We start from the raw sequence: 24,639 nt of genomic DNA, 5'->3' as shown, positions 1-24,639 counted from the left end.
CTGGACCGATCCGAGACATGATGTCAGACGCCGAGATAGGCGTGAAGCTTGTCGATATTGGCGTCAAGCTCCGCATTGGGGATCATGTCGACCACCCGCCCCTGCTCGATCACAAAGTGCCGGTCCGCCAGCGTCTGGGCGAAGCGGAAGTTCTGCTCCACCAGCACGATGGTGTAGCCTTGAGCCTTCAATTGCTGGATCGTCTGGCCGATCTGCTGGACGATGACCGGCGCGAGACCTTCGGTCGGCTCGTCGAGCAGGATCAGCTTGGCGCCGGTGCGCAGGATCCGGCCGATCGCCAGCATCTGCTGCTCGCCGCCGGACAGCTTCGTGCCCTGGCTGCTGGCCCGCTCCTTCAGGTTCGGGAACAGCGTGTGGATCTCGGCCACCGACATGCCCCCCGGCTTCACCCGGGGCGGCAGCATCAGATTCTCGTGCACCGTCAGGCTCGCGAAGATGCCGCGCTCCTCCGGCACGTAGCCGAGCCCGAGCCGGGCGATGTTGCGCGATGCCATCCGGATAGTCTCGACGCCGTCGTAGACGATGGACCCCGAGCGTCGGCCGAGAATGCCGATGATCGCCCGGAGCGTCGTGGTCTTGCCGGCGCCGTTGCGGCCCAGAAGGGTGATCACCTCGCCGGCCCGGACGTCGATGTCGATGCCGTGGAGCACGTGGCTCTCGCCGTACCAGCCCTCCAGGCCGCGGACGGTGAGAAGCGAGCCGGTCGCGGCGGCCGGAGCCGGAGTCTTCAGGGCCGCTTCAGGCATGTCCCGCCCCGATATACGCTTCGACCACGCGCGGATCCTTGGAGACGGTGGCGTAATCGCCCTCGGCCAGCACCTGGCCGCGGGCCAGGACGGTGATGCGGTCCGATAGGGACGCCACCACCGAGAGGTTGTGCTCGACCATCAGGATGGTCCGGTCCTTCGACACCCGGCGGATCAGCTGCGCCGTACGCTCGACATCCTCGTGGCCCATGCCGGCCATGGGCTCGTCGAGGAGCAGCATCTCGGGGTCGAGGGCGAGCGTCGTAGCGATTTCCAGGGCGCGTTTGCGTCCGTAGGACAGCTCCACCGCCAGCACGTCGGCGAAGTCTGAGAGGCCCACGGCCTCCACCAGCGCCAGCGCCTCGCCGTTGAGCGCCCGCAGAACCCGCTCGGGTCTCCAGAAGTCGAACGAGTCGCCGCGCCGCCGCCGCTGCAGCGCGATGCGCACGTTCTCCATGACCGTCAGATGCGGAAACACCGCCGAGATCTGGAAGGAACGCACCAGCCCGAGCCGGGCGACATCGGCCGCCTTCACGCCGGTGATGTCGCGGTCCTTGAAGCGGATCGTCCCGGCGGTCGGGATGAGGAACTTCGTCAGGAGATTGAAGCAGGTCGTCTTGCCGGCGCCGTTCGGCCCGATCAATGCGTGGATCGTCCCACGCTCGACCTGCAAGGCTACGCCGTTGACGGCCCGGAATCCCTTGAATTCCATCGTCAGGCCGTCCGTCGCCAGGATGACGTCCCGTGCCAAGCGTGCCCCTCCCGGGTATGAATTCTTGCCCGCCATATCGCCGATGCAAGCGGGACCAGTCCATCGCAAACGCTCGATGCGGCGCGACAATCCCCCGGGAGTGATATTCAAACCTCCGCGCTGAAGCCCGTCCCGTATGCCGAGCTTGACCGTTTACCGCCACGCGGTTAACTCAGACAATATCGACCGGGAGGGCTCGATGGCCGATCCTGCGGCCTACATCGCCATCGATTGGGGCACGACCAACCGCCGAGCCTACGCGATGACGCGTGAGGGTGCGGTGCTGGACAGCCTGCACGACGATCGCGGGGTCCTCGCCGTCACGACAGATCAGTATCCGGATGAGATCGCGGCGCTGCGGGAGCGTCTGGGTACCTATCCGGTCATCGCCGTCGGAATGGTCGGCTCCAACCGAGGCTGGCTCGAGGCGCCCTACATCGCAGCTCCCGCAACGCTGGAGCGTCTCGCCGACGCCTGTGCCGAGGCCGCCCCGGGCGTGCACATCGTTCCCGGCGTCGCCCTCCGCGACGGCAAACGGCCCGACGTAATGCGGGGCGAGGAGATCCAGATCTTGGGCGCGATCCGCGCCGGCGCCGCACCGCCGACGGCGCTGTTCTGCCAGCCCGGCACACACAACAAATGGATCGAGACCGTGGACGGCGCGATCACAGATTTCACCACGGTCATGACCGGTGAGGTCTTCGCGCTTCTTCGCCATCAGGGCGTGCTGGCCGGGATGCTGGACGGCCCAGTCGCGGATGGTGCACCATTCCGGAGAGGGCTGCGTCGCGGGATCGCCTCGCACAACGTCGCCGCCAGCCTCTTCGAGGTCCGCGCCGGCATCCTGCTCGGCCGGCTGGCGCTCGACGACGCCGCGGCCTATGCCAGCGGGATCCTGATCGGTGCCGATATCGGCACCCGGGAGGATCTCGCCCGCCGTCCGGTCCACGTGGTCGGCGGCGGGTCCCTAAGCGCCCTCTACGCCGTCGCCATCAGAGAGGCCGGCGGAATGCCGGTGCTCGTGCCGGACGGCTCCACGACGGCCGGCATCCACGCCATCTGGAGTTTGCGGGCATGACCATCCGCGATTGGTTCGAGACGGCTTTCGCGGCCTGCCCGCTCGTCGCCATCCTGCGCGGGCTGACGCCCGACGCCGCGCCGGACGTGGGCGACGCGCTGGTCGAGGTCGGGTTCACGCTCATTGAGGTTCCGCTCAACTCGCCCGAGCCGCTGCGGAGCATCGGGCTTCTCGCCGAACGGCTGGCCGGACGCGCCCTCGTCGGCGCCGGCACCGTCCTGACGCCGGCGCAGGTCGGGGCGGTCGCCGACGCGGGCGGAACTCTGGTGGTATCACCCAATACCGATGCCGCCGTCATCGGCGCGACGGTCGGGGCCGGCCTCATCGCGTTGCCGGGCTATCAGACGCCGACCGAAGCCTTCGCGGCACTCGCGGCCGGAGCCACGGCACTCAAGCTGTTCCCCGCGGATGTCGCCACTCCCCTCGCCTTGAAGGCGCACCGGGCGGTGCTGCCGGCGGGCACGCGTGTGCTCGCGGTCGGCGGCGTCACGCCCGACAGCATCGCCGGTTGGCGTCAGGCCGGCGCCGACGGCTTCGGTCTCGGTTCAAACCTCTACCGACCGGGCAAGGCGGCGGCCGACGTCGCTCGCGATGCGGACGCCTTCGTGGCAGCCATCCGGCACGCCGGCTGAGGGACCCGCGCCGCCCACTCTCGTCGAGATCCCGGCTTGGACCCGGGTCCCGGGCAGCCTATCAGGCTGCTGCGTCAGCGAGGACAGGAGCGGGTCGATGATCGGTCAGAGCGGGACGGGTACGGAGCGCGACGGCCTCGGCGGCCTCGACACCCCCTGCCTCGTCCTCGACGCGGACAAGCTGCGGGCCAACATCGACCGGATGCGCCGGCATCTCGATGCGATGCACGTCACCCTGCGTCCGCATCTCAAGACCGCCAAATCCCTCGATGTCGCGCGCGCCGCCATGGCGAGTCCCGATGGTCCGGTCACCGTATCGACCCTGCGGGAGGCCGAGTATTTCGCCGAAGGCGGGGTCCGCGACATGATCTACGCGGTCGGGATCGCGCCACACAAGCTTGATCGGGTCGGTGCGATTCGCCGGCGCTGGAACACGGACCTCGCGATCATCCTCGATTCGGTTGCGCAGGCCGACGCGGTGGCGGCCTGGAGCCGTCAGAACGGCGATCCCCTGTCGGTGTTGATCGAGGTGGATGCCGACGGTCACCGCTCTGGTGTCGCGCCGCGCGATGCCGATACGCTCATCGCCATCGGCCGCGCGCTCTCCGACGGCGCCGTCCTGCGCGGCGTGCTGCTCCATGCCGGCGACAGCTACGGGCTGAGCGACCCCGCCGCGCTGCGCGCCGCCGCGGAGGCAGAGCGCAGAGCCGCCGTCGCGGCCGCCGCGATCCTACGGGACGCTGGGCTGCCCTGCCCGATCGTCAGCGTCGGCTCGACCCCGACGGCCCGCTACGCCGAGACCATGGACGGCGTCACGGAGGTGCGCGCCGGCGTGTTCATGATCGGCGACCTGTTCCAGGCCGGCGTCGGCTCCTGCGCGGTGGACGATATCGCGCTCACGATCCTCACGACGGTGATCGGGCACCAGCGCGACAGAGGATGGATCATCACGGATGCCGGCTGGATGGCGCTCTCCCGAGACAGGGGCACAGCCCGCCAAACGGTCGACCAGGGCTACGGTCTCGTCTGTGACCGGGCCGGCCTGCCCTATCCGGATCTGATCGTGTGGGACGCCAATCAGGAGCACGGCATCCTGGCCCTGCGAAAGGGCTCGTCTGCCGCACTGCCCGATCTGCCGATCGGCACGCGCCTGCGCATCCTGCCGAACCACGCCTGCGCGACCGGGGCCCAGCACGACCGCTACCACGTGATCCGCGGTGGCGCGATGACCGGCCAGGTCTGGCCGCGCATCAACGGCTGGTGAATCAGTCGCGCGGTTTCAACGGCGGGCGGCCACTGACCGCATCGGAGCGTCGGATTCCCCTATTACGATCCGGCATCCGGGGCTGAGGGTGGCGCGCCTCTCACGCAGGCAGGCCGCGATCGCTCCGGCATTCGGAATCTGGGCGGCGCATAGGCGCAGCACGTCGGGTGTGCATGCGGAGCGCTCGGCCCGCGTTTCCGCAAGTGCCGGCACCTCTGCGACAACGACCGCCAGCAGGGCGAAGGTGGCGGACTTCATCGAACCGGATCCTCTCCGGCGAAGCGGCCGGCGCGTACGCGCAGGTCGCGCGGCCGGGCAAGAGCGCCGGTAACCGCCGAGGTTTCCGTCGGATCGGTGCACAATCCGTCGCAGAACTGCGGAGAGCTTTGCGGGAGAGCCGCTGGCTTACGGGCGCCCGGCGGGCGTGATCGCGCCCGTGATGGCGGGCTCGCCCAGAGCTGCGCCAGGCACCGGCGACGTGCGCTGTCGGTCGAGCTTGTCGGCAGACACCAGTGCGGCGGCGATCAGGGCCGACACGGCGAGCGTCGCCTTCACCACGTCCCAGACCCGGGCGAGCATGGCCAAACCTCAGGGGCGTCACTGCGTCCAAGCCGCGGATTCACCTCGAAGGGCCGCGGTCCTGCCATCCTGTGAGGCAGCCCTTCCCAAAACCTTTCCCGATTCGGACGCGAGCTCTGTCGCTCGCGACCTGATGCATTCAGGCCTCACCTGTGGGGTGGGCGCGTCGCGGCCTCGGCCGCCAGGGCCTCAAACACCAGCGCGTGCCGTTGGGCCAGCGCCTCCACATCCGTCGTGTATCCGCCGCCGATCACCGCCACGAGCGGAATGCCGCGGGCTCGGGCCTGCGCGACGACGAAGCGGTCGCGGGCCAGAAGGCCCGCGTCGGAGAGGCAGAGGCGCCCGAGCCGGTCATCCCGGTGGGGATCGACTCCGGCATTGTAGAAGACCAGATCGGGCGCCAACGCATCGAGCAGCGGCGGCAGGCGCGTCCGCAACACTTCGAGGTAGCCGGCATCGTCGAGCCGGTCCGGCAGACCGATATCGAGGTCGCCGGCGATTTTCTGGGCGGGGTAGTTGTTCTCGCAGTGGACGGAAAGCGTGAACAGCTCCGGACACAGGGCGAGGCAATCCGCTGTGCCGTCGCCCTGATGGACATCCAAGTCGACCACGAGGGTACGCCGGACCAAGCCCTCGGCCTGGAGCGTGCGGGCCGCGACCGCGACGTCGTTCAGCACGCAGAAGCCGGCGCCCTGCTGCCGCCGGGCATGATGGCTGCCGCCGGCAGCGCTGCCGGCCAGCCCCTCCGACAGCGCAAGGCGCGCCGCCAGCAGGGTCCCACCCACGGACGCGCGCGAGCGCCGGACCACGGCCCGATCGACCGGCAGGCCGATCGCGCGTTCAATCTCGCGGGACACCGTGCCCGTCAGCACCGCCTCGACGTAGCGATGATCGTGCGCGCGGACGAGGATCTCGGCGGTGGCCAGCTCTGGCGTAACGAAGCCGAGCGGCGCGAGCCCTTTGGCGATCAGCGTCTCCGCCAGCAGCCCGTACTTGCGCATCGGGAAGCGGTGCCCCGCCGGCAAGCTTGCTTCGTAAGCCGGATGAAATGCGATCGGCGGAATCATGCGGCCCCGTTCAGGTCGGCCGCGATCGTCCGGGCCAGCGCCGCCCCGCTGTCGTGAGCTGCCTCGATACGCGCCCCGAGGCACCAGTCGCCGGCCGCACCGAGCCCGAGAGCCGGATCGTACAGGCTGGCCACGTCCAGGGCGGTCTCGACTTGTGCGTAGCGCCAACGATGGGCCTCCACATGGGTCGGCCGGAGCGCAACGCGAAGATGCCGCGCCGCAGCCTCGATGAGGCTGGCGGTGATCATCTCGCGCGGCTCCTCCAAATGGCGGCGCGACCAATCGGCCGTCGCGTGGATCGTCAGGCGAACGCCTTCCGGGCGGCCCGGCTTCGACGCATCGAGAGCGATGAGGCCGACCGGATCCTCCCGCGGCTCGATCAGGTCGCCGGTCGGCCCGCCTTCGGCGGCCAGCATCACCGACCAGCAGGGCGCGTACGAGGCGCGTTCAACATCGGCGAGGGCGTATCCGGATCCGTCGAGCAGAGCGGCGGTCTGCGGCGCCGGAAAGGTGATCGCCACGGCGCCGAACGGGCCGTGCACCCCACCCCCAGCGTCGTCGAGATACCAAGCGCCGTCGTCCCGTGGAATCCGCGTGATCGTGGTCGCAGATCGCACGGACAGGCCGGCCAGGAGATCGCGAATCGGCGCGGTCATGTCGGGGACGCCGACCCAGCGCTCCGCCCCGACCCAGGGGGCGACGATCCCCCGTTGCTCCCACGCCGCGAGGCGCGCCGCCAAGACGGATCCGCGCGCCCGCATGAACTGGGCACCGTGATCAAATTGCAGGGACGCGCTGCGGCGGGTCGCCATGCGGCCGCCGACCGCCCGCCCCTTATCGAAAACCTGCACGGTCAGGCCAGCATCGGCGAGCATCCGGGCGGCGGTCGCACCGGCCATGCCGGCTCCGAGGATCGCGACGGTTCGGCGCTTCTTCACACCCTCGATCCACTCCCAAGGCCGGCCCGCTCAGCCGGCCGCGTCAGAAAGTAGGAGCGTGGCCAGCAAAGTCAGGGCGAAGGCTTGTATGGTTGCGCGGAACCGTGCGTGCAGGATGCCGCAGCCGCATCCCGATCACGGGCGCGCATGGTGCGGGTAGAGGGAATCGAACCCCCACGCCTTTCGGCTGGCGATTTTGAGTCGCCCGCGTCTACCAGTTCCGCCATACCCGCGTGCCCGGCGCTCTTCGCACGAACCGGCCGCGGGGGCCAAGTATGTTTTTCGCGCTCGCGGTCGATCTGGCCAAGACCGGGCACCTATGCTCAAAGGGCGACCGGTCTTTCCATCCAGGATGTTGAATGCTCCGCCGGCTCTACGCGTGGATCCTGGCCCTCAGCGGCCGGCCCTCCGCGCCCTACGCGCTCGGCGCCGTGGCATTCGCCGAAAGCTCGTTCTTCCCGGTCCCGCCCGACGCCATGCTGGTGCCGATGGCGGTCAGCCGTCCGGACCGGGTCTGGTTCTACGCGACCATCGCCACGATCGCGTCCGTTCTCGGGGGTCTCGTCGGCTACGCGATCGGCGCGCTGCTGTTCGATTCGGTCGGCGAGTGGCTGATCCGCCTGTACGGCCTGCAGAACTCAGCCGCGACGTTCCAGGATTCGTACGCGCGTTACGGCCATTGGGTGATCCTGCTCAAAGGGCTCACGCCGATCCCGTACAAGCTCGTCACCATCACCTCGGGCTTCGCCCATTACAGCCTGTTCTGGTTCACGGTGCTGTCGATCGTGACCCGCGGCGCGCGGTTCTTCATCCTGGCCGGATTGCTCGGACGCTACGGCGTCCAGATCCGCGGCGTTCTGGATCGGCACCTCAACGCGGTGGCGGCAATCTCCGTTGCCGTCATCGTCCTCGGCTTCCTCCTCTTCAAAGTGATCCTGTAGTGATGAACACGGCGGCAGCACTGCGTGTGAAGACGGCTGGCCTGTGGCTTGCGATCTTCTCCGCCCTCACGGTGGGGACCGTTCTCGTGCTGCAATACGGATACGGTTACGCGCCCTGCAAGCTCTGTCTGACGGAGCGTCTGCCCTTCTACGCCGCCCTGCCGCTCGGGCTTGTCGCCCTGCTGGCACCGGAGCGGATCGGCCGGATTGTCCTCGGTCTCGCCGCCCTCGGCCTCCTGTATGGGGCGGGCGTCGGGGTCTATCACGCCGGCGCCGAGTGGGGGTTCTGGCCGGGACCGTCCGATTGCGGCGGCGGCACCGGCGCCAACCCTGGTCAGGTGGGCGACTTCCTCAACGCGCTGGGATCCACGAAGGTCGTGGACTGCTCCGTCGCCGCGCTTCGGGTGCTTGGCATCTCCCTCGCCGGCTGGAACGCGCTCGTCTCCTTCGCGCTGGCCTCCCTCGCTGGCACCGCGGCTGCGCGCCCCTGATCGGGCCCGTGCCTTCAGCCTGGATGATCCCGGTTTAAGGCACGCGCCTGGAGGCTTGGCCTCCGCCCTGGAGGATGAACCGCAGATTCAGTTGCGATCGTCGGGCAGGATCGGAATCGCGGCCACCTCGATGCCCTCTTCGATGAGCGCGCGCGCCTCGGCGGCGCTCGCCTCACCGTAGATCGAGCGGCCTTCCGTTTCACCGTAATGGATCTTGCGGGCCTCCTCGGGGAAGCGTTCGCCGACATGTTCCGAATGGGCCACGACGTGTTCGCGCAGCGCCCGCAGCATGGCCCGGACCTGTCGCTCCGGCTCCGCGATCAGGGTCTGCGGCTGGTCCGGTTGCGCCGGGACTGGGACAGATGAGCGCTCGCGATCCGTGCGGGCGATACGCGGCACCATCAGAGCCTTGCTGACTTTCGCGCTGTCGCAGACCGGGCAGGTCACGAGCCCGCGTGCGGCCTGTTCATCGTAGGAATCCGAGGACGGGAACCAGCTCTCGAAGCCGTGCCCGGCCTCGCAGACGAGACTGTACCGGATCATTCTCTTGCTTGCTGTTCTGTCTACTGTGCGGCCCGGATCTGAGGACCAACCCGTTCGACGGAGAAGGTGCGGCCGTGCTTCAGCGAGGGGATGCGCGCCCGGGCATCCGCGACCTGCGCGAGGTCGATCTCTGCCAGGATTACGCCAGGCTCTGAGCCGCCCGCGTCGGCGAGGACGCGGCCCCAGGGATCGACGATCAGCGAGTGGCCGAAGGTCTCGCGGCCATCCTCGTGGAGACCGCCTTGAGCCGCTGACATGACGAAGGAGCCGGTCTCGATCGCGCGCGCCCTTTGCAGGACATGCCAATGCGCCTCGCCGGTCTGGCGGGTAAAGCAGGCCGGCGCGGTCAGCACCTCCGCCCCCGCCTCGGCCAGAGCCCGGTACAGGCCGGGAAACCGGATGTCGTAGCAGATCGTGAGCCCGAGCATGGCCCACGGCGTCGCCGCGACCACCGCGCAGGCGCCGCCTGTGTAGGTGGCCGATTCCCGCCAGCGCTCGCCGCTGGGGAGGTCGACATCGAAGAGATGAAGCTTGTCGTAGGATGCGAGGATCTCGCCGTCCGAGCCGATCAGATAGGCGCGGTTGGCGATCTTGTCGCCAGACCGCACCGCGATCGAGCCGATCTGAACCACCGTTCCCGTCTCTCGTGCGGCCTCGCGCAGGGCGGACAGGGTCTGGTCCTGATCTTCGCCGGTGACCTGTGCGAAGAGACGCTCCCGATTCCGCTCGACCAGAGACGTCATCTCGGGGGTCTGGACATAATCCGCACCGCGCGACGCCGCCTCACGGACACCGGCCACAGCCGCATCGCGGTTCACGCCCGGATCGCGACCGGAGCGCATCTGAACGCAGGCGGCCGTGAAGCGTGCGTCAGGCATCGGCCGTGTCCTTCAGCAGTCGATCCAGCTTGCCCGCCCGATCAAGCGCGTAGAGATCGTCGCAGCCACCAACATGCGTGCCGCCGATGAAGATCTGCGGCACGCTCGTGCGGCCGCCTGCCTTCTCCACCATGGTGCCGCGTGCGCCCTGCACGCGCTCGACGTCGATCTCCTGGAAGGCGACGCCCTTCTCCTTCAGCAGGCTCTTGGCCGCCGAGCAATAGGGGCACCAGGCCGTGGTGTAGATGGTGACCGGCTGCATGGCGTTCATCGTCCCGCGCGTGATCTCCCGCCATATAGGAGCGCGCGATCCGAATAGCCTATGCCCGTGTGGTCACAGGAGGACTCTTCCTCCCGCTGCGGCGTGCCGAAGGCCGGCACTCCGCTCCGCCGGTCTTGCCGTCAGGCCGCCAGCAGCTTCTCGACCTCGTTGACGAGGTCGCGCAGATGGAACGGCTTGGACAGGACCTTGGCGTCCTTCGGAGCCTTGGAATCCGGGTTCAGCGCGACCGCCGCGAAACCGGTGATGAACATGACCTTGATGTCGGGGTCGAGTTCGGTGGCCCGCCGCGCGAGCTCGATGCCGTCCATCTCCGGCATCACGATGTCGGTCAGCAGCAGCTCGAACGGTTCCTCGCGCAACCGGTTGTAGGCCGAGAGGCCGTTGTCGAAGGACAGGACGTCGTATCCCGCGTTCTGCAGCGCCTTCGCTAGAAACCGGCGCATATCGTTGTCGTCTTCCGCCAGCAGGATTTTCATCGGCCGGATCCGAGCCTTCGAGTCGCGTTGTTGATCCCATAAAGGGAGGCGATGGTAAACAAGGTGTTAGGATGGAGCCCGCAGCGCACGCCGCGTGACCCTTTGGCGACGGCACCCTTGGCGGGCGCCGAGTGGACAGGCGGTCGATCGCGCCGCACAGTGCGGACCTGCCGTGCTTTCACAACCGCCGGGGTGTCCACCAGCCGATGATCGCGCCCGTACCGGTCGAGCCAGACGTCTTCGGATTTGCCCCGGCCTTCGCGGTCGACGAGCCGGCGGCGCACATCCTGCCCTTCGTCTTCAATACCGGCCATTCCGGAGCCGTCTACCCCCCCGACTTCGTCGCGGCGTCCCGGCTCGACGCGCTTACGCTGCGCCGCTCGGAAGACGCGTATGTCGATCGCCTGTTCGCATCGGTGGTCGCCCTCGGTGCGCCGCTCCTGCGGGCCAACTTTCCGCGCGCATTCCTCGACGTGAACCGCGAGCCCTTCGAACTCGATCCGCGCATGTTCGAGGGCCGGCTGCCATCGTTTGCCAACACGCGCTCGATGCGGGTCGCCGGCGGGCTGGGAACGGTTCCGCGGGTTGTTGCCGACGGGCAGGAGATCTACGCGCGCAGGTTGCCGGTGACCGAGGCGACGGCACGGATCGAGGGGCTCTACAAGCCCTATCACCGCGCGCTGCGCGGCCTCGTCCAGCGGACGGCGCGCAGCCACGGGCATTGCGTGCTCATCGATTGCCACTCGATGCCGTCCTCAAGCCTCGGGCGCGATCCGGAGATGAAGGCCGACGTGGTGCTGGGTGACCGCTACGGGACCGCCTGTGCCCCGAGCCTCATCAACGGGTTTGAGACCGCTTTTCGGGCGCGGGGTTTCCGCGTGGTTCGCAACAAGCCCTATGCGGGCGGCTTCATCACCGAGCATTACGGCGAGCCGAATCTCGGACGCCATGCCTTGCAGATCGAGGTCAGCCGCGGGCTCTACATGAACGAAGGCAGCCTGGCGATGACGGCGGGCTTCGATGATCTCGCGGAGGCGCTGACATCCATCATCGCCGAGGTCGCGTCCGATCTGGGCGATCTGACGCCCCGCCGAATGGCGGCGGAATAGAAGCGGGACACCCCGCGTTCACCAAGAGACCGCAACGCCCAAGAAAAAAGGCCACTCCCGAAGGAGCGGCCCGAAGTCTAGGGAGGAAACGCCCAAGAAGGGCTACGTGACCGCGACGCCATCGCGATCCCGCAACGCACAAAATAAAGTGCGCCGCACAAGACGCAAGGGCAATCTGAGTCCAGCCTCCGCCCCCAGTGCATACCTGAGCCGCGTGTCCGAAGCGTCCGCCGGTCTCCAGCGAACGGAGCGAGCGTGCTCACCCGAAAAAATGGCCCGGCCGCGTTTTCCGCGCCGAGCCATCTTGGCGTTATCCGGAGTGATGCCGAGAGCGTCCCGGCCTTCCCTGTCGAGATCCGCAGGCGAGAAGGCCCGGCGCGGCCCGCCGCCTGAGCTCTACTCCTTCAGGAGCTTGGCGATCTCGGACCGCAGGGGCCCTGCGAGATCGTCTCGCTCCAGGGCGTAGGCCAGGTTCGCCGTGAGGAACCCGAGCTTGGAGCCTGTGTCGTAGGTCCGGCCCTCGTAGTGCATGCCGAAGAAGTCCTGCGACTCCATCAAGTCGATCATCGCATCCGTGAGCTGGATCTCGCCGCCGGCCCCCTTCTTGCCGTGCTCGAGGATCCCGAAAATCTCGGGCTGCAGGATGTAGCGGCCGGAAATGATGAAGTTCGAGGGCGCCGTACCCTGCTTGGGCTTCTCGACCATGCCGGTGATCTGGAAGGACTGCCCGTAGGTCTCGCCGACGCTCACGATCCCGTACTGATGGGTCTCCTCGGGCGCGACCTCCTCGACGGCAATGACGTTGCCACCATGACGCTCGTAAGTTGCCAGCATCTGCTGCATGCAGCCGCGGCTCAGCATGTCCGGCAGCAGCACGGCGAAAGGCTCGTCGCCCACGATCTCGCGGGCACACCACACCGCGTGGCCGAGGCCGAGGGGCGCCTGCTGACGGGTGAAGCTGGTCTGACCAGCCTTGGGCAGATCCTTCTTCAACTCCTCGTAGGCAGCAGTCTTCCCACGCTCTTGCAAGGTGTGATCGAGTTCGAAGGCGATGTCGAAATGGTCCTCGATGACCGCCTTGCCGCGGCCCGTGACGAAGATGAAGTGCTCGATGCCGGCTTCGCGCGCTTCATCGACGACATGCTGAACGACGGGTCGGTCGACGACCGTGAGCATTTCCTTGGGGACCGCCTTGGTCGCGGGCAGGAAGCGCGTGCCCAGGCCCGCGACGGGCAGGACGGCCTTGCGGATCGGTTTCATCGAAAGGTAACCCCGGCAACGGAACGGAAGAACGTGGTCAACGGTGCGGCCTGTCAGATAGGCTATCGCGAAGCGTCGCAAGAGCGCTGCGGCAATAGTAAGAGGCAAACCGCCGTAAATATACCGTCTGCATGGGCGTGCGCGGGCGTGGCGAGAACGGCACCGGAGGGGGTGACATGGCGGTCCTTGTGACGGGAGGCGCCGGCTACATCGGCAGCCACATGGTTCTGGCGCTGCTCGATGCCGGCCATGAGGAGGTCGTCGTCCTGGACGATCTGTCGACGGGCTTCGATTGGGCCGTCCCGGAAGGCGTCAAGCTTGTGGTCGGCGACGTGGCGGACCAAGCGCTCGTCACGCAGACGATCCTGCAGCACAGGATCGATGCGCTGGCTCATTTCGCCGCCCGGATCGTGGTGCCGGACTCCGTGTCCGATCCGCTGGGCTACTACCTCGCCAACACCGTGAAGACGCGCTCCCTGATCGAGGCCTCGGTGCGTGCCGGCGTGCGGCATGTGATCTTCTCGTCGACGGCAGCCGTCTATGGGGAACCGGAGGTCGTGCCCGTCCCCGAGGATCTGCCGCTGAAGCCGATCAACCCCTACGGCCGATCGAAGCTCATGAGCGAGTGGATGATCGCCGACGCGGCGGCCGCCCACGGCTTCTCCTACGTGATTTTGCGCTACTTCAACGTGGCCGGTGCTGATCCGGCTGGCCGCTCCGGGCAGTCGACGCCCAACGCCACGCACCTGATCAAGGTCGCCACGCAGGCCGCCCTCGGGCAGCGCGAACGGCTCGACGTGTTCGGGACCGATTACGCGACGCCCGACGGCTCCTGCCTGCGCGACTACATCCAGGTCTCCGACCTTGCCGCAGCCCATAGGGTCGCGCTCGATCACCTGAGAGCCGGCGGCGAGAGCCTGACGCTGAATTGCGGTTACGGCCGCGGCTACTCGGTGCTCGAAGTCATCGATGTGGTGAAGCGATTGTCCGGCCGCGATTTCGAGGTGCGTCTCTGCCCGCGCCGGCCCGGAGATCCGGCGCAGATCGTCGCCGAGGCGGGGCTGATCCGCGATCGGCTGGGCTGGAAGCCTCGCCACGACGACCTCGACGCGATCGTCGCCCAAGCGCTCGCCTGGGAGCAGCATCTCGGCACGCGCAATCGGCTCTGACCGGATGCCGTCGCGCAGAACACTGCTGGCCGCCAGCCTGTACCTGGCCGCTGGCCCGATCCGGGCCGCCGCGGCCGCAGGCGACGACGGCGCGTTTCGGGCCTTTATCGAGGCCCTGCGCCCCGACGCCGCGTCACGCGGGGTATCCGCACAGACGTTCGACGCGGCCTTTCGCGGGATCTCTGCGCCGGACGAGGCGGTCCTGGCACGAACGCGGCGTCAGACCGAATTCGTGCGGCCAGTCTGGGACTATCTCGTCGGCGCCTCGTCGGCGGGGCGGATCAATCGGGGCCGGGCGCGAGCCGCGTCGCTCGCCACGACCCTCAGGCAGATCGAGGGTCGGTACGGTGTGCCGGGCCCGGTGATCCTGGCGTTCTGGGGCATCGAATCCGATTTCGGAGCGAGCGCGGGCAGCGTCTCGACGGTCCGGGCCCTGGCGACCCTCGCCCACGCACGGCACCGGGGCGACCTGTTCCGGGACGAGCTCCTCGCCGCGCTGACGATCCTGCAGCGCAAGGACATCAGCCCCGAGCGCATGAGCGGCAGCTGGGCAGGCGCCATGGGTCAGGTCCAGTTCCTGCCCTCCACCTATCTGGCCCACGCGGTCGATTTCGACGGCGACGGCCGCCGGGACATCTGGACGAGCGACGCGGATTCGCTGGCTTCCATCGCCGCCTATCTCAAGGACTTGGGCTGGGATCCGTCCGTGTCATGGGGCTATGCGGTGCTGCTGCCGGACGGCTTCGACCTGTCCCGCTATACGGGCGACCTGAGCGCGTTTGCGCAGAGAGGCGTTCGTCGTGCGGATGGGAAACCGCTGCCGGAGGGCGGTCGCGCCAGCCTGTTCCTGCCGGGCGGGTTGGGCGCGCCGGCCTTCCTGATCACCGACAATTTCGAGGTGATCCGCGGCTACAACACGTCGGATTCCTACGCGTTGGCCGTTGGCCACCTGGCCGAACGTCTGGATGGCGGTCCGCCGCTCGCGTTGCCGTGGCCGGCAGCGGGAGCGAGACTGGATGGCGCGGGGTTGCGGGCGCTTCAGACCGCTCTCGCGCGGGCCGGGTTCTACGACGGACCGACGGACAGCCGTGCCGGCCCGAAGTTGCGCGAGGCGGTCCGGCGTTATCAGATCAGCGTAGGCCTGCCGGCAGACGGGTACGCCACTCCGAAACTTCTCGCGCGGATTCAGGGCGACACAGAGCCCCACCAGTAAGGTCGCGCACAAGGTCTTGGCCGGGAGCCGGGCCGATTGCGCGTGAGCCGTTCCGCAATGGCGCCGTTCGGGATAAGGTCGCAGGATGCGCATGAAAGTCGCTGACCGGCGTCCCGCGATACGCCCTGTGATTCACGGCCTGGAGACCTTGCTGTGTCTGGCCTGCCTGTCGCTGCTCGGCAGCGTGCCTGCGCGGGCGCAATGGGGCGACGGCTACCAGCAGCCCGGTCCCGGTGCCACTTACGAAGCACCGCCGAGGCGGCGGTCCCGCGATGCATATTACCGGGACGACGGGACCTACGGCCGCCAGCCCCGCTACGCGCCCCAGCAGGAGGCCCCGCGACAGTTCTACTGGCCCTGGGAGGACCGGCCCCAGCCCGTCGCCCCTCAGCCCGAGCGAACCTATCGGGCGCCGCGACCCCGGCCGAACTACGCCCCGGCTGAAGCGCAGCGCCCAGCGCCCGCGATCAAGCGGCGCGTGCGTCCGGCCCGGGCGCCGACCCCGCCCAAACCCGCCATTGCGAAGAGCGAGCCGAACGTCCAGATCGCGGTGTTCGGCGATTCCTTGGCCGATCATCTGGCGAAGGGCCTCGATGACGTCTTCGAGGACAATGCCGATGTCGCGGTTCTCGATCGTGCCAAGGGCGACAGCGGCCTCATCCGCAAGGACGTCGTCGATTGGCCCAAGGTCGCGCAGGATTCCCTGCAGGGCAATCCCAAGATCCGTTACGCGCTGGTCATGCTGGGCGCGAACGACCGGCAGCCGATCCGGGACGGCGACGAGACCATCGATCCGCTCACGGATCGCTGGCGTGCCCTGTACCATGCACGCGTCGATGCCCTCATCAAGGTCTTCACCGACAAGAAGGTGCCACTGGTCTGGGTCGGCCTGCCGCCCGTCCAGAGTGAGACCCTCAGCCGGGATCTCGCCGCCATCAACGACATCATCCGCGACAGCGTGACCAAGGCCGGCGCGACCTACGTCGATATCTGGCCCGGCTTCGTCGATGACCGGGACAGGTACGCCGCCTCGGGCCCGGACCCGGAGGGCCAGATCGCCAAACTGCGCACGGCGGACGGGGTCCATTTCACGAAGGCCGGCGACCGGAAGCTGGCGCATTTCGCCGATGTCGAGCTGAAGCGGCTGATGGGCACGGCGCCGCAGCCGGCCGACCAGCCGCCGACAGCCACGATCGCGCCGAGCGCGCCGCCCGCGGCCACGGGTCCGAGCCTCGACGGGTCTCCGCAGCTTACCGACACGGCGGCGATCGATCGCCAGATCACCGCGATGCTTCCGAGCCTGCCGGAGCCTCCGGGCGTTCCGGCCTTGCCGGTGAAACCGGCGGCCGGACCGGTGGTGCCGCTCAGCCGGGCCGAGGTCTCACCCGGTGGTGCGCTGCTGAGCGGCCGGCCCCGCGATCCGGACAATCTCGGCACGATCGAGCGGACGCTCCTGCGCGGGAATGCGCCCATGCCGCAGCCCGGCCGCGCCGACGATTTCCGCTGGCCGCCCTGATGACGCCGTACGGCTCTGCGGATCGCCAATCGCCCTAGCGCGGCAGGACGCTCGAACCCATCAGCGTCTCGTCGATGGCGCGCGCCGCCTGCCGTCCCTCCCGGATGGCCCAGACCACCAGGGACTGGCCGCGCCTCATGTCGCCGGCGGCCCAGATCTTGGAATCCGAGGTCTGGTAATCGTCCTCGTTCGCTTCGACGTTGCCGCGCTTGCTGACGCCGATGCCCGACTGCTCGAGAAGCCCCTTCTGCACTGAGCCGGCGAAGCCAATCGCCATGAAGACCAGATCGGCGGGCAGCACGAATTCGGTCCCGGCGATCGGCTGGCGCTTGGCATCGACCCGGGCGCAGACCACGCCGGTCAGCTGCCCCTTCTTGTTGCCTTCGAGGCGGAGCGTCGCGGCCTGGAATTCGCGCTCGGCGCCCTCGGCCTGGCTGGAGGAGGTCCGCATCTTCGTCGGCCAGTAAGGCCACACGGTCAGCTTGTCCTCGCGCTCCGGCGGCCGCGGACGGATGTCGAGCTGCGTCACCGACAGCGCACCCTGACGGAACGCCGTGCCGACACAGTCCGAGGCTGTGTCGCCGCCACCGATCACCACAACGTTCTTGCCGCTGGCCAGGATCGGCACCTCGCCGTTGCCGCGCATCGGCTCGTTGTTCACCCGCCGGTTCGACTGGACGAGGTACGGCATGGCGTAATGGACACCCTCCAGCTCCTGTCCAGGAAGCTGCGGATTGCGGGGATCCTCGGCGCCGCCGCAGAACATCACGGCGTCAAACTCGGCCTTGAGTTCGTCCACGGACTTCGTCACGCCGATGTTCTGGTTGTAGTGGAAGACGACGCCTTCGGCCTCCATCTGGCGCACACGCCGGTCGATGTGGCGCTTCTCCATCTTGAAGTCCGGGATGCCGTAGCGCAGCAGGCCGCCGGCCTTCGGCTCGCGCTCGAACACGTGGACGTCGTGCCCGACCCGGGCGAGCTGCTGGGCGGCCGCCATGCCGGCCGGCCCCGAGCCGACGATCGCCACGCGCTTGCCGGTGCGGGTCTGCGCCGGCTCGGGCTTCACCCAGCCCATGTTCCAGGCGCGGTCGGCGATCGCCTGCTCGATCGTCTTGATCGCCACCGGCTGGTTCTCGAGATTCAGCGTGCAGGCCTCCTCGCAGGGCGCGGGGCAGATGCGGCCGGTAAACTCGGGGAAGTTGTTGGTCGAATGGAGGTTGCGTGAGGCTTCCTCCCAATCCGACTGGAAGACGAGGTCGTTCCAATCCGGAATCTGGTTGTGGACCGGGCAGCCAGTCGGACCATGGCAGAACGGGATGCCGCAATCCATGCAGCGGGCCGCCTGCTTCGTGAGGTCGTGCTCGTCCAGCGGCAGCGTGAACTCGCGGAAGTGCCGAACCCGGTCGGCGGCGAGCTGATACTTCTGCTCCTGCCGGTCGAATTCGAGGAAGCCTGTGATCTTGCCCATTGGTCAGCCCCTGGGCCGGCCAGTCTGTGACTGCGCTGCCCGCATCGTCTCGTCTCGTGTGTGCGGGGCCGGGCGGCGCACCGCCCGGCCTTGTGCGCCGGCTACTCCGCGGCCACCGGCATCCGCGCCATCTCCATCTCACGGAGCGCCCGGCGGTACTCCACCGGCATCACCTTCACGAACTTGGTGCGGTAGGCCGACCAGTTGTCGAGGATGGTCTTCGCCCGCGGGCTGCCCGTGTACTTGAGGTGATTGGTGATGAGCTGCGTCAGCCGCTCCTCGTCGTGGCCCGACATGTCGGCCAGGATGTCGACCCGGCCCTTGGTCTCCAGGTCGCCGTCCTGGTGGAAGCGGCGCATCAGATCGTCCTCTTCCTCGACGGGCTCCAGATCGACCATCGACAGGTTGCAGCGCGCCGAGAACGAGCCGTCCTCGTCGAGCACGTAGGCGATGCCGCCCGACATGCCGGCCGCGAAGTTGCGGCCGGTCTCGCCGATCGACACCACGACGCCGCCGGTCATGTACTCGCAGCCATGGTCGCCCATGCCTTCGACCACCGTGATGGCGCCCGAGTTGCGCACGGCGAAGCGCTCACCGGCCGCGCCGCGGACGTAGCACTCGCCGGCGATCGCTCCGTAAAGCACGGTGTTGCCGACCATGATGGTCCGATCCGGCGGCGATTTCAGCGCATCGCTCGGCCGAATGATCAGCTTGCCGCCCGACAGGCCCTTGCCGACATAGTCGTTGCCGTGGCCGGTCAGCTCGATGGTCACGCCCGCCGCGACCCAGGCGCCGAAGCTCTGGCCGGCGGTGCCGGCGAGTTTCACCACGATCGTGTCGTCGGGCAGGCCTTCATGGCCGTGCGCCTTTGCCACCGCGCCCGAGAGCATCGCGCCGGCCGCCCGGTCCGAGTTGCGGATCGTGTCGGTGAGGACCACCGGCTCGCCGGTCTCGATGGCGTGCTGGGCCCCAGCGATCAGGCGCCGGTCGAGGACCGTGTCGATCGGGTGGTGCTGCACGTCCACGTGGCGGATCGCTGTGCCCTCGGCCACCTTCGGCCGGTGGAACAGCTTGGTGAAGTCGAGCCCGCGCGCCTTCCAGTGGGCGATGGCTTCGACCTTGTCGAGCACGTCGGAGCGGCCGACCGCCTCCTCCAGCTTCGTGAAGCCGAGGGACGCCAGGATCTCCCGGACCTCCTCGGCCACGAAGAAGAAGTAGTTCACCACGTGCTCGGGCGTGCCCTTGAAGCGCTTGCGCAGCACCGGGTCCTGGGTGGCGACGCCGACCGGGCAGGTGTTCAGGTGGCACTTGCGCATCATGATGCAGCCGGCCGCGATCAGCGGGGCGGTCGAGAAGCCCATCTGGTCGGCGCCGAGGAGCGCCGCGATGATCACGTCGCGCCCGGTCCGGATGCCGCCGTCCGCCTGGAGGGCGACGCGCCCGCGCAGGTTGTTGAGCACCAGGGTCTGCTGGGTCTCGGCGAGACCGGTCTCCCACGGTCCGCCCGCGTGCTTCAGCGACGTGAGAGGCGCCGCGCCGGTGCCGCCGTCGAAGCCCGAGATCGTGATGTGGTCGGCCCGCGCCTTGGCGACGCCGGCCGCCACAGTGCCGACGCCGACCTCGGAGACGAGCTTCACCGACACGTCCGCCGACGGGTTCACGTTCTTCAGGTCGAAGATCAGCTGCGCCAGATCCTCGATCGAGTAGATGTCGTGGTGCGGCGGCGGCGAGATCAGACCGACGCCCGGGGTGGCGTAGCGGACCTTGGCGATCTTGGCGTCGACCTTGTGGCCGGGCAGCTGGCCGCCCTCGCCGGGCTTGGCGCCCTGCGCGACCTTGATCTGCATCATGTCGGAATTGACGAGGTATTCCGTCGTCACGCCGAAGCGGCCGGAGGCGACCTGCTTGATCGCGGACCGGCGCGAGCGCCCGTCCGGCAGCGGCTTGAACCGCTCCACCTCCTCGCCGCCCTCGCCCGAGTTCGATCGGCCGCCGAACGAGTTCAGCGCGATGGCGAGCGTCTCGTGCGCTTCCTTGGAGATGGAGCCGTACGACATGGCGCCCGTGGCGAAGCGCTTGACAATCTCGGAGGCCGGCTCGACCGACTCGAGCGGAACCGGCGCCCGGCCGATCTCGGCGGCAGACCTGAGGCGGAACAGGCCACGCAGCGTCTTCAGCTGGTGCTCCTGCTGGTTCACCAGCGCGGCGTATTCCCGGTAGCGCTCGGGCACGTTCAGGCGCACCGCGTGCTGCAGCGTCGCTACCGTGTCGGGCGTCCAGGTGTGGGTCTCGCCGCGCAGCCGGTAGGCGTATTCGCCGCCAACATCCAGCGCGTTGCGGTAGACCGGCGCGTCACCGAAGGCATCGCGATGGCGGCGGGCCGTCTCCTCGGCGATCTCGGCCATGCCGACGCCCTCGATGGTCGTCGCCGTGCCGAAGAAGTCGCGGCCCACGAAGGTCGAGTTAAGTCCGACCGCGTCGAAGATCTGCGCGCCGCAATAGGACTGGTAGGTCGAGATGCCCATCTTGGACATCACCTTCAGCAGGCCCTTATCGATCGCCTTGATGTAGCGGTAGATGATCTCGTCGTCGGTGAGGTCCGGCGGGAACTCATCCTTCATCTCGAGCAGCGTCTCGAAGGCGAGGTACGGGTTGATCGCCTCGGCGCCGTAGCCGGCCAGGCACGCGAAGTGATGCACCTCGCGCGGCTCCCCCGACTCGACCACGAGGCCGACCGAGGTCCGCAGACCCTTCCGGATCAGGTAATTGTGCACGGAGGCCGTGGCCAGCAGAGCCGGGATCGGGATCCGGTCCGGCCCGACCGCCCGGTCGGTCAGCACGATGATGTTGTAGCCGCCGCGCACCGCAGCCTCAGCACGGTCGCAGAGCCGGTCGAGCGCCCCGTCCATGGCGGCTGCGCCGGTCTCGGCCGGGTAGGTCATGTCGAGGGTCTTGGTGTCGAACCGGTCCTCGAAATGGCCGATCGAGCGGATCTTCTCGAGATCCGCGTTGGTGAGGATCGGTTGGCGAACCTCCAGGCGCTTGCGCCGGGACGCGCCCTCCATGTCGAGAAGGTTCGGCCGCGGCCCGATGAACGAAACGAGGCTCATCACGGCCTCCTCGCGAATCGGGTCGATCGGCGGGTTCGTGACCTGCGCGAAATTCTGCTTGAAGTAGGTGTAGAGCAGCTTCGACTTCTCGGAGAGGGCCGAGAGCGGCGTGTCCGTGCCCATCGAGCCGACCGCCTCCTGGCCGGTGACGGCCATGGGCTGCATCAGCAACTTGAGGTCTTCCTGCGTGTAGCCGAAGGCCTGTTGCCGATCGAGCAGGCTGACATCGCCGCGCGACTCGCGCGGCTGGACCGGACGCAGCTCTTCCAGGACGATCTGGGTGTTCTTGACCCAGTCGGCATAGGGGTGCGCGGCAGCGAGCTCGCCCTTGATCTCCTCGTCGGAGACAATGCGGCCTTTCTGCAGGTCGATCAGCAGCATGCGGCCCGGCTGGAGGCGCCAGGATTGCACGATCTTCTCGTCCGGGATCGGCAGCGTGCCCATCTCGGAGGCGAGCACCACGAGCCCGTCGTCGGTGACGATGTACCGGGCCGGGCGCAGGCCGTTGCGGTCGAGGGTCGCGCCGATCTGGCGGCCATCAGTGAACGCCACAGCGGCAGGGCCGTCCCACGGCTCCATCAGGGCGGCGTGGTACTCGTAGAAGGCGCGCCGCTCCTCGCTCATCAGCGGATTGCCCGCCCAGGCCTCCGGGATGAGCATCATCATCGCGTGCGCGAGCGGGTAGCCGCCCTGCACGAGGAACTCGAGGGCGTTGTCGAAGCAGGCGGTGTCGGACTGGCCCTCGTAGGAGATCGGCCACAGCTTCGAGATGTCGTTGCCGAACAGGTCGGAATCGACGCTCGCCTGACGGGCCGCCATCCAGTTGACGTTGCCGCGCAGCGTGTTGATCTCGCCGTTATGGGCAACCATCCGGTACGGGTGCGACAGCCGCCAGGTCGGGAAGGTATTGGTGGCGAAGCGCTGGTGGACGAGGGCGATCGCCGAGACGAAGCGGTCGTCCTTCAGGTCGAGGAAGTAGCCGCCGAGCTGCGTGACGAGCACCATGCCCTTGTAGACGATGGTCCGGGTCGACACGGAAACTGGGTAGAACTCCTTCACCCGCGGGTCGTCGAGGCCGTAGACCTTGTTGGAGATCACCTTGCGGGCGACGTAGACGCGGCGCTCGAACGCGTCCTGGTCGGCAACCGAGGCCGGACGTCCGATGAAGACCTGACGGTGATGCGGCTCGGTCGCCTTCACGGCCTCGCCGAGATCCTCCGGATCGACCGGCACGTCGCGCCAGCCGAGCAGCGGCAGACCCTCGGCGGCGAGCGCCGATTCGACGATCTCCTGAATGATCGCGCGCGGCTCCTCAGCCTTCGGCATGAAGAACTGGCCGATGGCGTAGTCGCCGGCCGGCGGAAGCTCGAAGCCGAGGCGCGAGCATTCCTCGGCGAAGAACCCGTGCGGAATCTGCGTGAGGATGCCGCAACCGTCGCCCATCTTGGGATCGGCGCCGACCGCCCCGCGATGATCGAGATTCTCGAGGATCTTCAAGCCCTGCTCGACGATGGCGTGCGTGCGCCGGTCGTGCATGTCGGCGATGAAGCCGACGCCGCAGGCATCGCGCTCGTGCGCGGGATCGTAGGCACCCTGCGCTTTCGGCAGGGCGGGATCGCGCACCGTGAGCGGCATCGCGCCACCGCGCGGAGCGGCAGCCTGGACCGTGGAAGCAGCAAACTCTTCAGCGGGTCTGCGATGTGACATGCTTCGTCTCGTCCCCAACCTCGACACCGTCCGCCGAACCTTTGGCTCACGAGCACGTTTCGTGCCCGTGAGCCGTCGGTGCCCGCCGCTCCGACCCCATGTCGCAGGCCATGCGGCCGGTCCCTCCCGGGACACGTCCGCCAACCTGCGTTCATCGAGGACCCAGACCGCTCGAGGAGCGGTGCGCTGGCGCGCCCGTATCCGTCTGCCGGATTTCTCGCCTGCGCGCGAGACGGCGACGGCCGGGATGCACGGCCGATGGGACAGTTCTGCTGTCCTAAGTCGCGAAATTGCCAGATTGAAATGTTTTCAGCAAGTGACCGCGAGACGCAGCGGACCGGCTGCTGCGGAAGGCCGGTCCGGCCCCGATCTTCCGCCTCCGCAATCTCGCCCGAATCGCACGCTCTACCCGGCTGGCCGAGCACAAGCGGCATGCGGGGCAACGACCTCGCCGGCATGGTCGTGGTCCGGATCAACCGGTCCGGGCCATGCCGGAACCGGGTACTCTGCCGGGTCTCCAAAACGGGAACGCACCAGAGTGACAATCAAGCTCAGAACGGCTTCACGCTTTCGGATCTCCGCAAGGTCGGCGGTCTGTGCCGCTCTCGTGTCGGGCGCAGGCGTGCTGGGGTTTTGTCAGAGCGCCAACGCCCAATTCGCCTTCGAGGAAGAGGTCCTGCCGCCGCGGGTCGTGGCGTGGCGCCTCGCCGACCGCGGCTTCACGGGTGTGGGCCGCCCACGCTTCGACGGCCGGGTCTACGTGGTCGATGCGGTCAGTCCGACGGGCGTGCCGGTCCGGCTGTTCGTCGATCCGGGCATGGGAGCGATCGTGGGTCGGCAGCGTCTCGGCGCGCCGGAGACCTATGCGAGGCTCGAGCGTCCGGCCCCCGGATTCGGCTGGACCGAAGAGGATGCCGGCCCCCGGCGTGTCGCGCGGCCACTTCCCCCGGAAGGTGACCCAACTCTGCGGCCTCAGCGTCGGCCTACGGGCGAGGCCATGCGTCTTGAGCCGAATCCCGATGGTGTGAACCCCGACGGCGTCGGCCGGCCGTCGCGGAAGATCGCCCGGGTGAATCCGGTCCGCCCGCCGGAAAAGGCAGCCCGCCGCGTCAGCCCCGACGCGCCGGCACCGAAGCTCGCGCCCGCCGAAGCGGCGAAGACCGAGTCGGGCCCGGACGCTAAGCCGGAGGCCAAGTCGGCCGCCATCGACAAGGCGCCGCCGGCAAGCACCGCACCCACCCCGGCGGCGAAGACCTCCGAGAGCACCCTGGCCGCAACCTCGAAGCCGCCGGCTCAGGACTGGAAGGACCCGCCGGCCGACAAGAAGCCCGTGCGGGTGATCGGGGGCGCGACCATCGTTCCCGGTACCGCGGACAAGGAACAGGGCGCGGCACAGTGA

Annotated in this window: 23 protein-coding genes and 1 tRNA gene; 10 read left to right on the top strand and 14 right to left on the bottom strand. The window is 68.4% G+C overall.

Annotated features, from left to right (window positions below; all coding sequences use genetic code 11):
* Positions 1 to 23: 23 nt before the first annotated feature.
* A complete protein-coding gene (locus tag AC3WSN_RS00380) occupies positions 24 to 767 on the bottom strand; it encodes an ABC transporter ATP-binding protein (RefSeq protein WP_492535566.1) in 744 nt (247 codons plus the stop codon).
* The gene (locus tag AC3WSN_RS00375) at positions 760 to 1,518 is read right to left on the bottom strand and encodes an ABC transporter ATP-binding protein (protein ID WP_492535564.1); all 759 of its coding nucleotides are present in this window, start codon (positions 1,516 to 1,518) and stop codon (positions 760 to 762) included. The genes AC3WSN_RS00380 and AC3WSN_RS00375 overlap by 8 nt, the downstream gene beginning before the upstream one ends.
* Before the next feature lie 199 nt (positions 1,519 to 1,717).
* Here AC3WSN_RS00375 and AC3WSN_RS00370 point away from each other — a divergent pair, with 199 nt between their 5' ends.
* The 3 genes from AC3WSN_RS00370 (at position 1,718) to AC3WSN_RS00360 (ending at position 4,492) form a co-directional block, all read left to right on the top strand.
* Complete coding sequence (locus AC3WSN_RS00370) at positions 1,718 to 2,596, top strand: 2-dehydro-3-deoxygalactonokinase (RefSeq protein ID WP_492535563.1); 879 nt, start codon at positions 1,718 to 1,720, stop codon at positions 2,594 to 2,596.
* Positions 2,593 to 3,228, top strand: a complete 636-nt coding sequence (locus AC3WSN_RS00365; RefSeq protein ID WP_492535561.1) for a 2-dehydro-3-deoxy-6-phosphogalactonate aldolase — start codon at positions 2,593 to 2,595, stop codon at positions 3,226 to 3,228. The genes AC3WSN_RS00370 and AC3WSN_RS00365 overlap by 4 nt, the downstream gene beginning before the upstream one ends.
* A gap of 97 nt (positions 3,229 to 3,325) precedes the next feature.
* On the top strand, positions 3,326 to 4,492 hold the full coding sequence (locus AC3WSN_RS00360) for an alanine racemase (protein ID WP_492535559.1): 1,167 nt from the start codon (positions 3,326 to 3,328) through the stop codon (positions 4,490 to 4,492).
* Positions 4,493 to 4,507: 15 nt separating this feature from the next.
* On the opposite strand, the gene AC3WSN_RS00355 is transcribed toward AC3WSN_RS00360, so the two are convergent.
* The 5 genes from AC3WSN_RS00355 to AC3WSN_RS00335 all read right to left on the bottom strand — a co-directional run bounded on the left by AC3WSN_RS00355 (position 4,508) and on the right by AC3WSN_RS00335 (position 7,309).
* Positions 4,508 to 4,750 (bottom strand): hypothetical protein, encoded by a 243-nt coding sequence (locus tag AC3WSN_RS00355; RefSeq protein ID WP_492535557.1) that lies wholly within the window; start codon positions 4,748 to 4,750, stop codon positions 4,508 to 4,510.
* 147 nt (positions 4,751 to 4,897) lie between these two features.
* The gene (locus tag AC3WSN_RS00350) at positions 4,898 to 5,071 is read right to left on the bottom strand and encodes a hypothetical protein (RefSeq protein ID WP_492535555.1); all 174 of its coding nucleotides are present in this window, start codon (positions 5,069 to 5,071) and stop codon (positions 4,898 to 4,900) included.
* A 146-nt stretch (positions 5,072 to 5,217) separates the two neighbouring features.
* Entirely contained in the window at positions 5,218 to 6,138 is a 921-nt protein-coding gene (locus tag AC3WSN_RS00345; protein ID WP_492535553.1) for a histone deacetylase family protein, read from the bottom strand.
* Complete coding sequence (locus AC3WSN_RS00340; RefSeq protein WP_492535551.1) at positions 6,135 to 7,076, bottom strand: NAD(P)/FAD-dependent oxidoreductase; 942 nt, start codon at positions 7,074 to 7,076, stop codon at positions 6,135 to 6,137. Before AC3WSN_RS00340 ends, AC3WSN_RS00345 begins: the two co-directional genes overlap by 4 nt.
* A gap of 148 nt (positions 7,077 to 7,224) precedes the next feature.
* A tRNA-Leu gene (locus tag AC3WSN_RS00335) sits at positions 7,225 to 7,309 on the bottom strand.
* 126 nt (positions 7,310 to 7,435) lie between these two features.
* On the opposite strand from AC3WSN_RS00335, the gene AC3WSN_RS00330 reads away from it, so the two are divergent.
* Both AC3WSN_RS00330 and AC3WSN_RS00325 read left to right on the top strand, forming a co-directional pair.
* Positions 7,436 to 8,017, top strand: a complete 582-nt coding sequence (locus AC3WSN_RS00330; protein WP_192706871.1) for a YqaA family protein — start codon at positions 7,436 to 7,438, stop codon at positions 8,015 to 8,017.
* 2 nt (positions 8,018 to 8,019) lie between these two features.
* Complete coding sequence (locus tag AC3WSN_RS00325) at positions 8,020 to 8,508, top strand: disulfide bond formation protein B (protein ID WP_492535549.1); 489 nt, start codon at positions 8,020 to 8,022, stop codon at positions 8,506 to 8,508.
* 87 nt (positions 8,509 to 8,595) lie between these two features.
* On the opposite strand, the gene AC3WSN_RS00320 is transcribed toward AC3WSN_RS00325, so the two are convergent.
* The 4 genes from AC3WSN_RS00320 to cpdR all read right to left on the bottom strand — a co-directional run bounded on the left by AC3WSN_RS00320 (position 8,596) and on the right by cpdR (position 10,688).
* Positions 8,596 to 9,051: a DUF1178 family protein gene (locus AC3WSN_RS00320; RefSeq protein WP_492535547.1), complete on the bottom strand. Its 456-nt coding sequence runs from the start codon at positions 9,049 to 9,051 to the stop codon at positions 8,596 to 8,598.
* A gap of 20 nt (positions 9,052 to 9,071) precedes the next feature.
* Positions 9,072 to 9,929 (bottom strand): carbon-nitrogen hydrolase family protein, encoded by an 858-nt coding sequence (locus tag AC3WSN_RS00315; protein WP_492535545.1) that lies wholly within the window; start codon positions 9,927 to 9,929, stop codon positions 9,072 to 9,074.
* On the bottom strand, positions 9,922 to 10,191 hold the full coding sequence (gene grxC / locus AC3WSN_RS00310; RefSeq protein WP_192706867.1) for a glutaredoxin 3: 270 nt from the start codon (positions 10,189 to 10,191) through the stop codon (positions 9,922 to 9,924). The genes AC3WSN_RS00315 and grxC overlap by 8 nt, the downstream gene beginning before the upstream one ends.
* 140 nt (positions 10,192 to 10,331) lie before the next feature.
* Positions 10,332 to 10,688: a cell cycle two-component system response regulator CpdR gene (gene cpdR / locus AC3WSN_RS00305; protein WP_003603128.1), complete on the bottom strand. Its 357-nt coding sequence runs from the start codon at positions 10,686 to 10,688 to the stop codon at positions 10,332 to 10,334.
* 206 nt (positions 10,689 to 10,894) lie between these two features.
* Between cpdR and AC3WSN_RS00300 the strand changes: the two genes are divergently transcribed.
* Positions 10,895 to 11,797 (top strand): N-formylglutamate amidohydrolase, encoded by a 903-nt coding sequence (locus AC3WSN_RS00300; RefSeq protein ID WP_192706866.1) that lies wholly within the window; start codon positions 10,895 to 10,897, stop codon positions 11,795 to 11,797.
* Between the two features lie 396 nt (positions 11,798 to 12,193).
* Here the strand turns inward: AC3WSN_RS00300 and galU are convergent, their stop codons facing one another.
* A complete protein-coding gene (galU, locus tag AC3WSN_RS00295; protein WP_492535543.1) occupies positions 12,194 to 13,057 on the bottom strand; it encodes a UTP--glucose-1-phosphate uridylyltransferase GalU in 864 nt (287 codons plus the stop codon).
* A 176-nt stretch (positions 13,058 to 13,233) separates the two neighbouring features.
* On the opposite strand from galU, the gene galE reads away from it, so the two are divergent.
* From galE to AC3WSN_RS00280, 3 genes are all read left to right on the top strand, one after another.
* The gene (galE, locus tag AC3WSN_RS00290; RefSeq protein WP_192706864.1) at positions 13,234 to 14,226 is read left to right on the top strand and encodes a UDP-glucose 4-epimerase GalE; all 993 of its coding nucleotides are present in this window, start codon (positions 13,234 to 13,236) and stop codon (positions 14,224 to 14,226) included.
* Between the two features lie 4 nt (positions 14,227 to 14,230).
* Positions 14,231 to 15,439: a lytic murein transglycosylase gene (locus tag AC3WSN_RS00285; RefSeq protein ID WP_492535541.1), complete on the top strand. Its 1,209-nt coding sequence runs from the start codon at positions 14,231 to 14,233 to the stop codon at positions 15,437 to 15,439.
* Positions 15,440 to 15,524: 85 nt separating this feature from the next.
* Complete coding sequence (locus AC3WSN_RS00280) at positions 15,525 to 16,955, top strand: SGNH/GDSL hydrolase family protein (RefSeq protein WP_492535539.1); 1,431 nt, start codon at positions 15,525 to 15,527, stop codon at positions 16,953 to 16,955.
* Positions 16,956 to 16,989: 34 nt separating this feature from the next.
* On the opposite strand, the gene AC3WSN_RS00275 is transcribed toward AC3WSN_RS00280, so the two are convergent.
* Together AC3WSN_RS00275 and gltB are read right to left on the bottom strand one after the other, a co-directional pair.
* The gene (locus AC3WSN_RS00275; RefSeq protein WP_492535537.1) at positions 16,990 to 18,423 is read right to left on the bottom strand and encodes a glutamate synthase subunit beta; all 1,434 of its coding nucleotides are present in this window, start codon (positions 18,421 to 18,423) and stop codon (positions 16,990 to 16,992) included.
* Positions 18,424 to 18,524: 101 nt separating this feature from the next.
* Positions 18,525 to 23,240 (bottom strand): glutamate synthase large subunit, encoded by a 4,716-nt coding sequence (gltB, locus tag AC3WSN_RS00270; protein ID WP_192706860.1) that lies wholly within the window; start codon positions 23,238 to 23,240, stop codon positions 18,525 to 18,527.
* A 622-nt stretch (positions 23,241 to 23,862) separates the two neighbouring features.
* Between gltB and AC3WSN_RS00265 the strand changes: the two genes are divergently transcribed.
* Positions 23,863 to 24,639 carry a hypothetical protein gene (locus tag AC3WSN_RS00265; RefSeq protein ID WP_492535535.1) on the top strand — a complete coding sequence of 259 codons (777 nt, stop codon included), beginning with the start codon at positions 23,863 to 23,865 and terminating at the stop codon, positions 24,637 to 24,639.

Source organism: Methylobacterium sp. FW102-HT35C08, assembly GCF_058790235.1.
The sequence above is the reverse complement of the archived record's forward strand: the minus strand, read 5'-3'. Positions and strand labels throughout refer to the sequence as shown.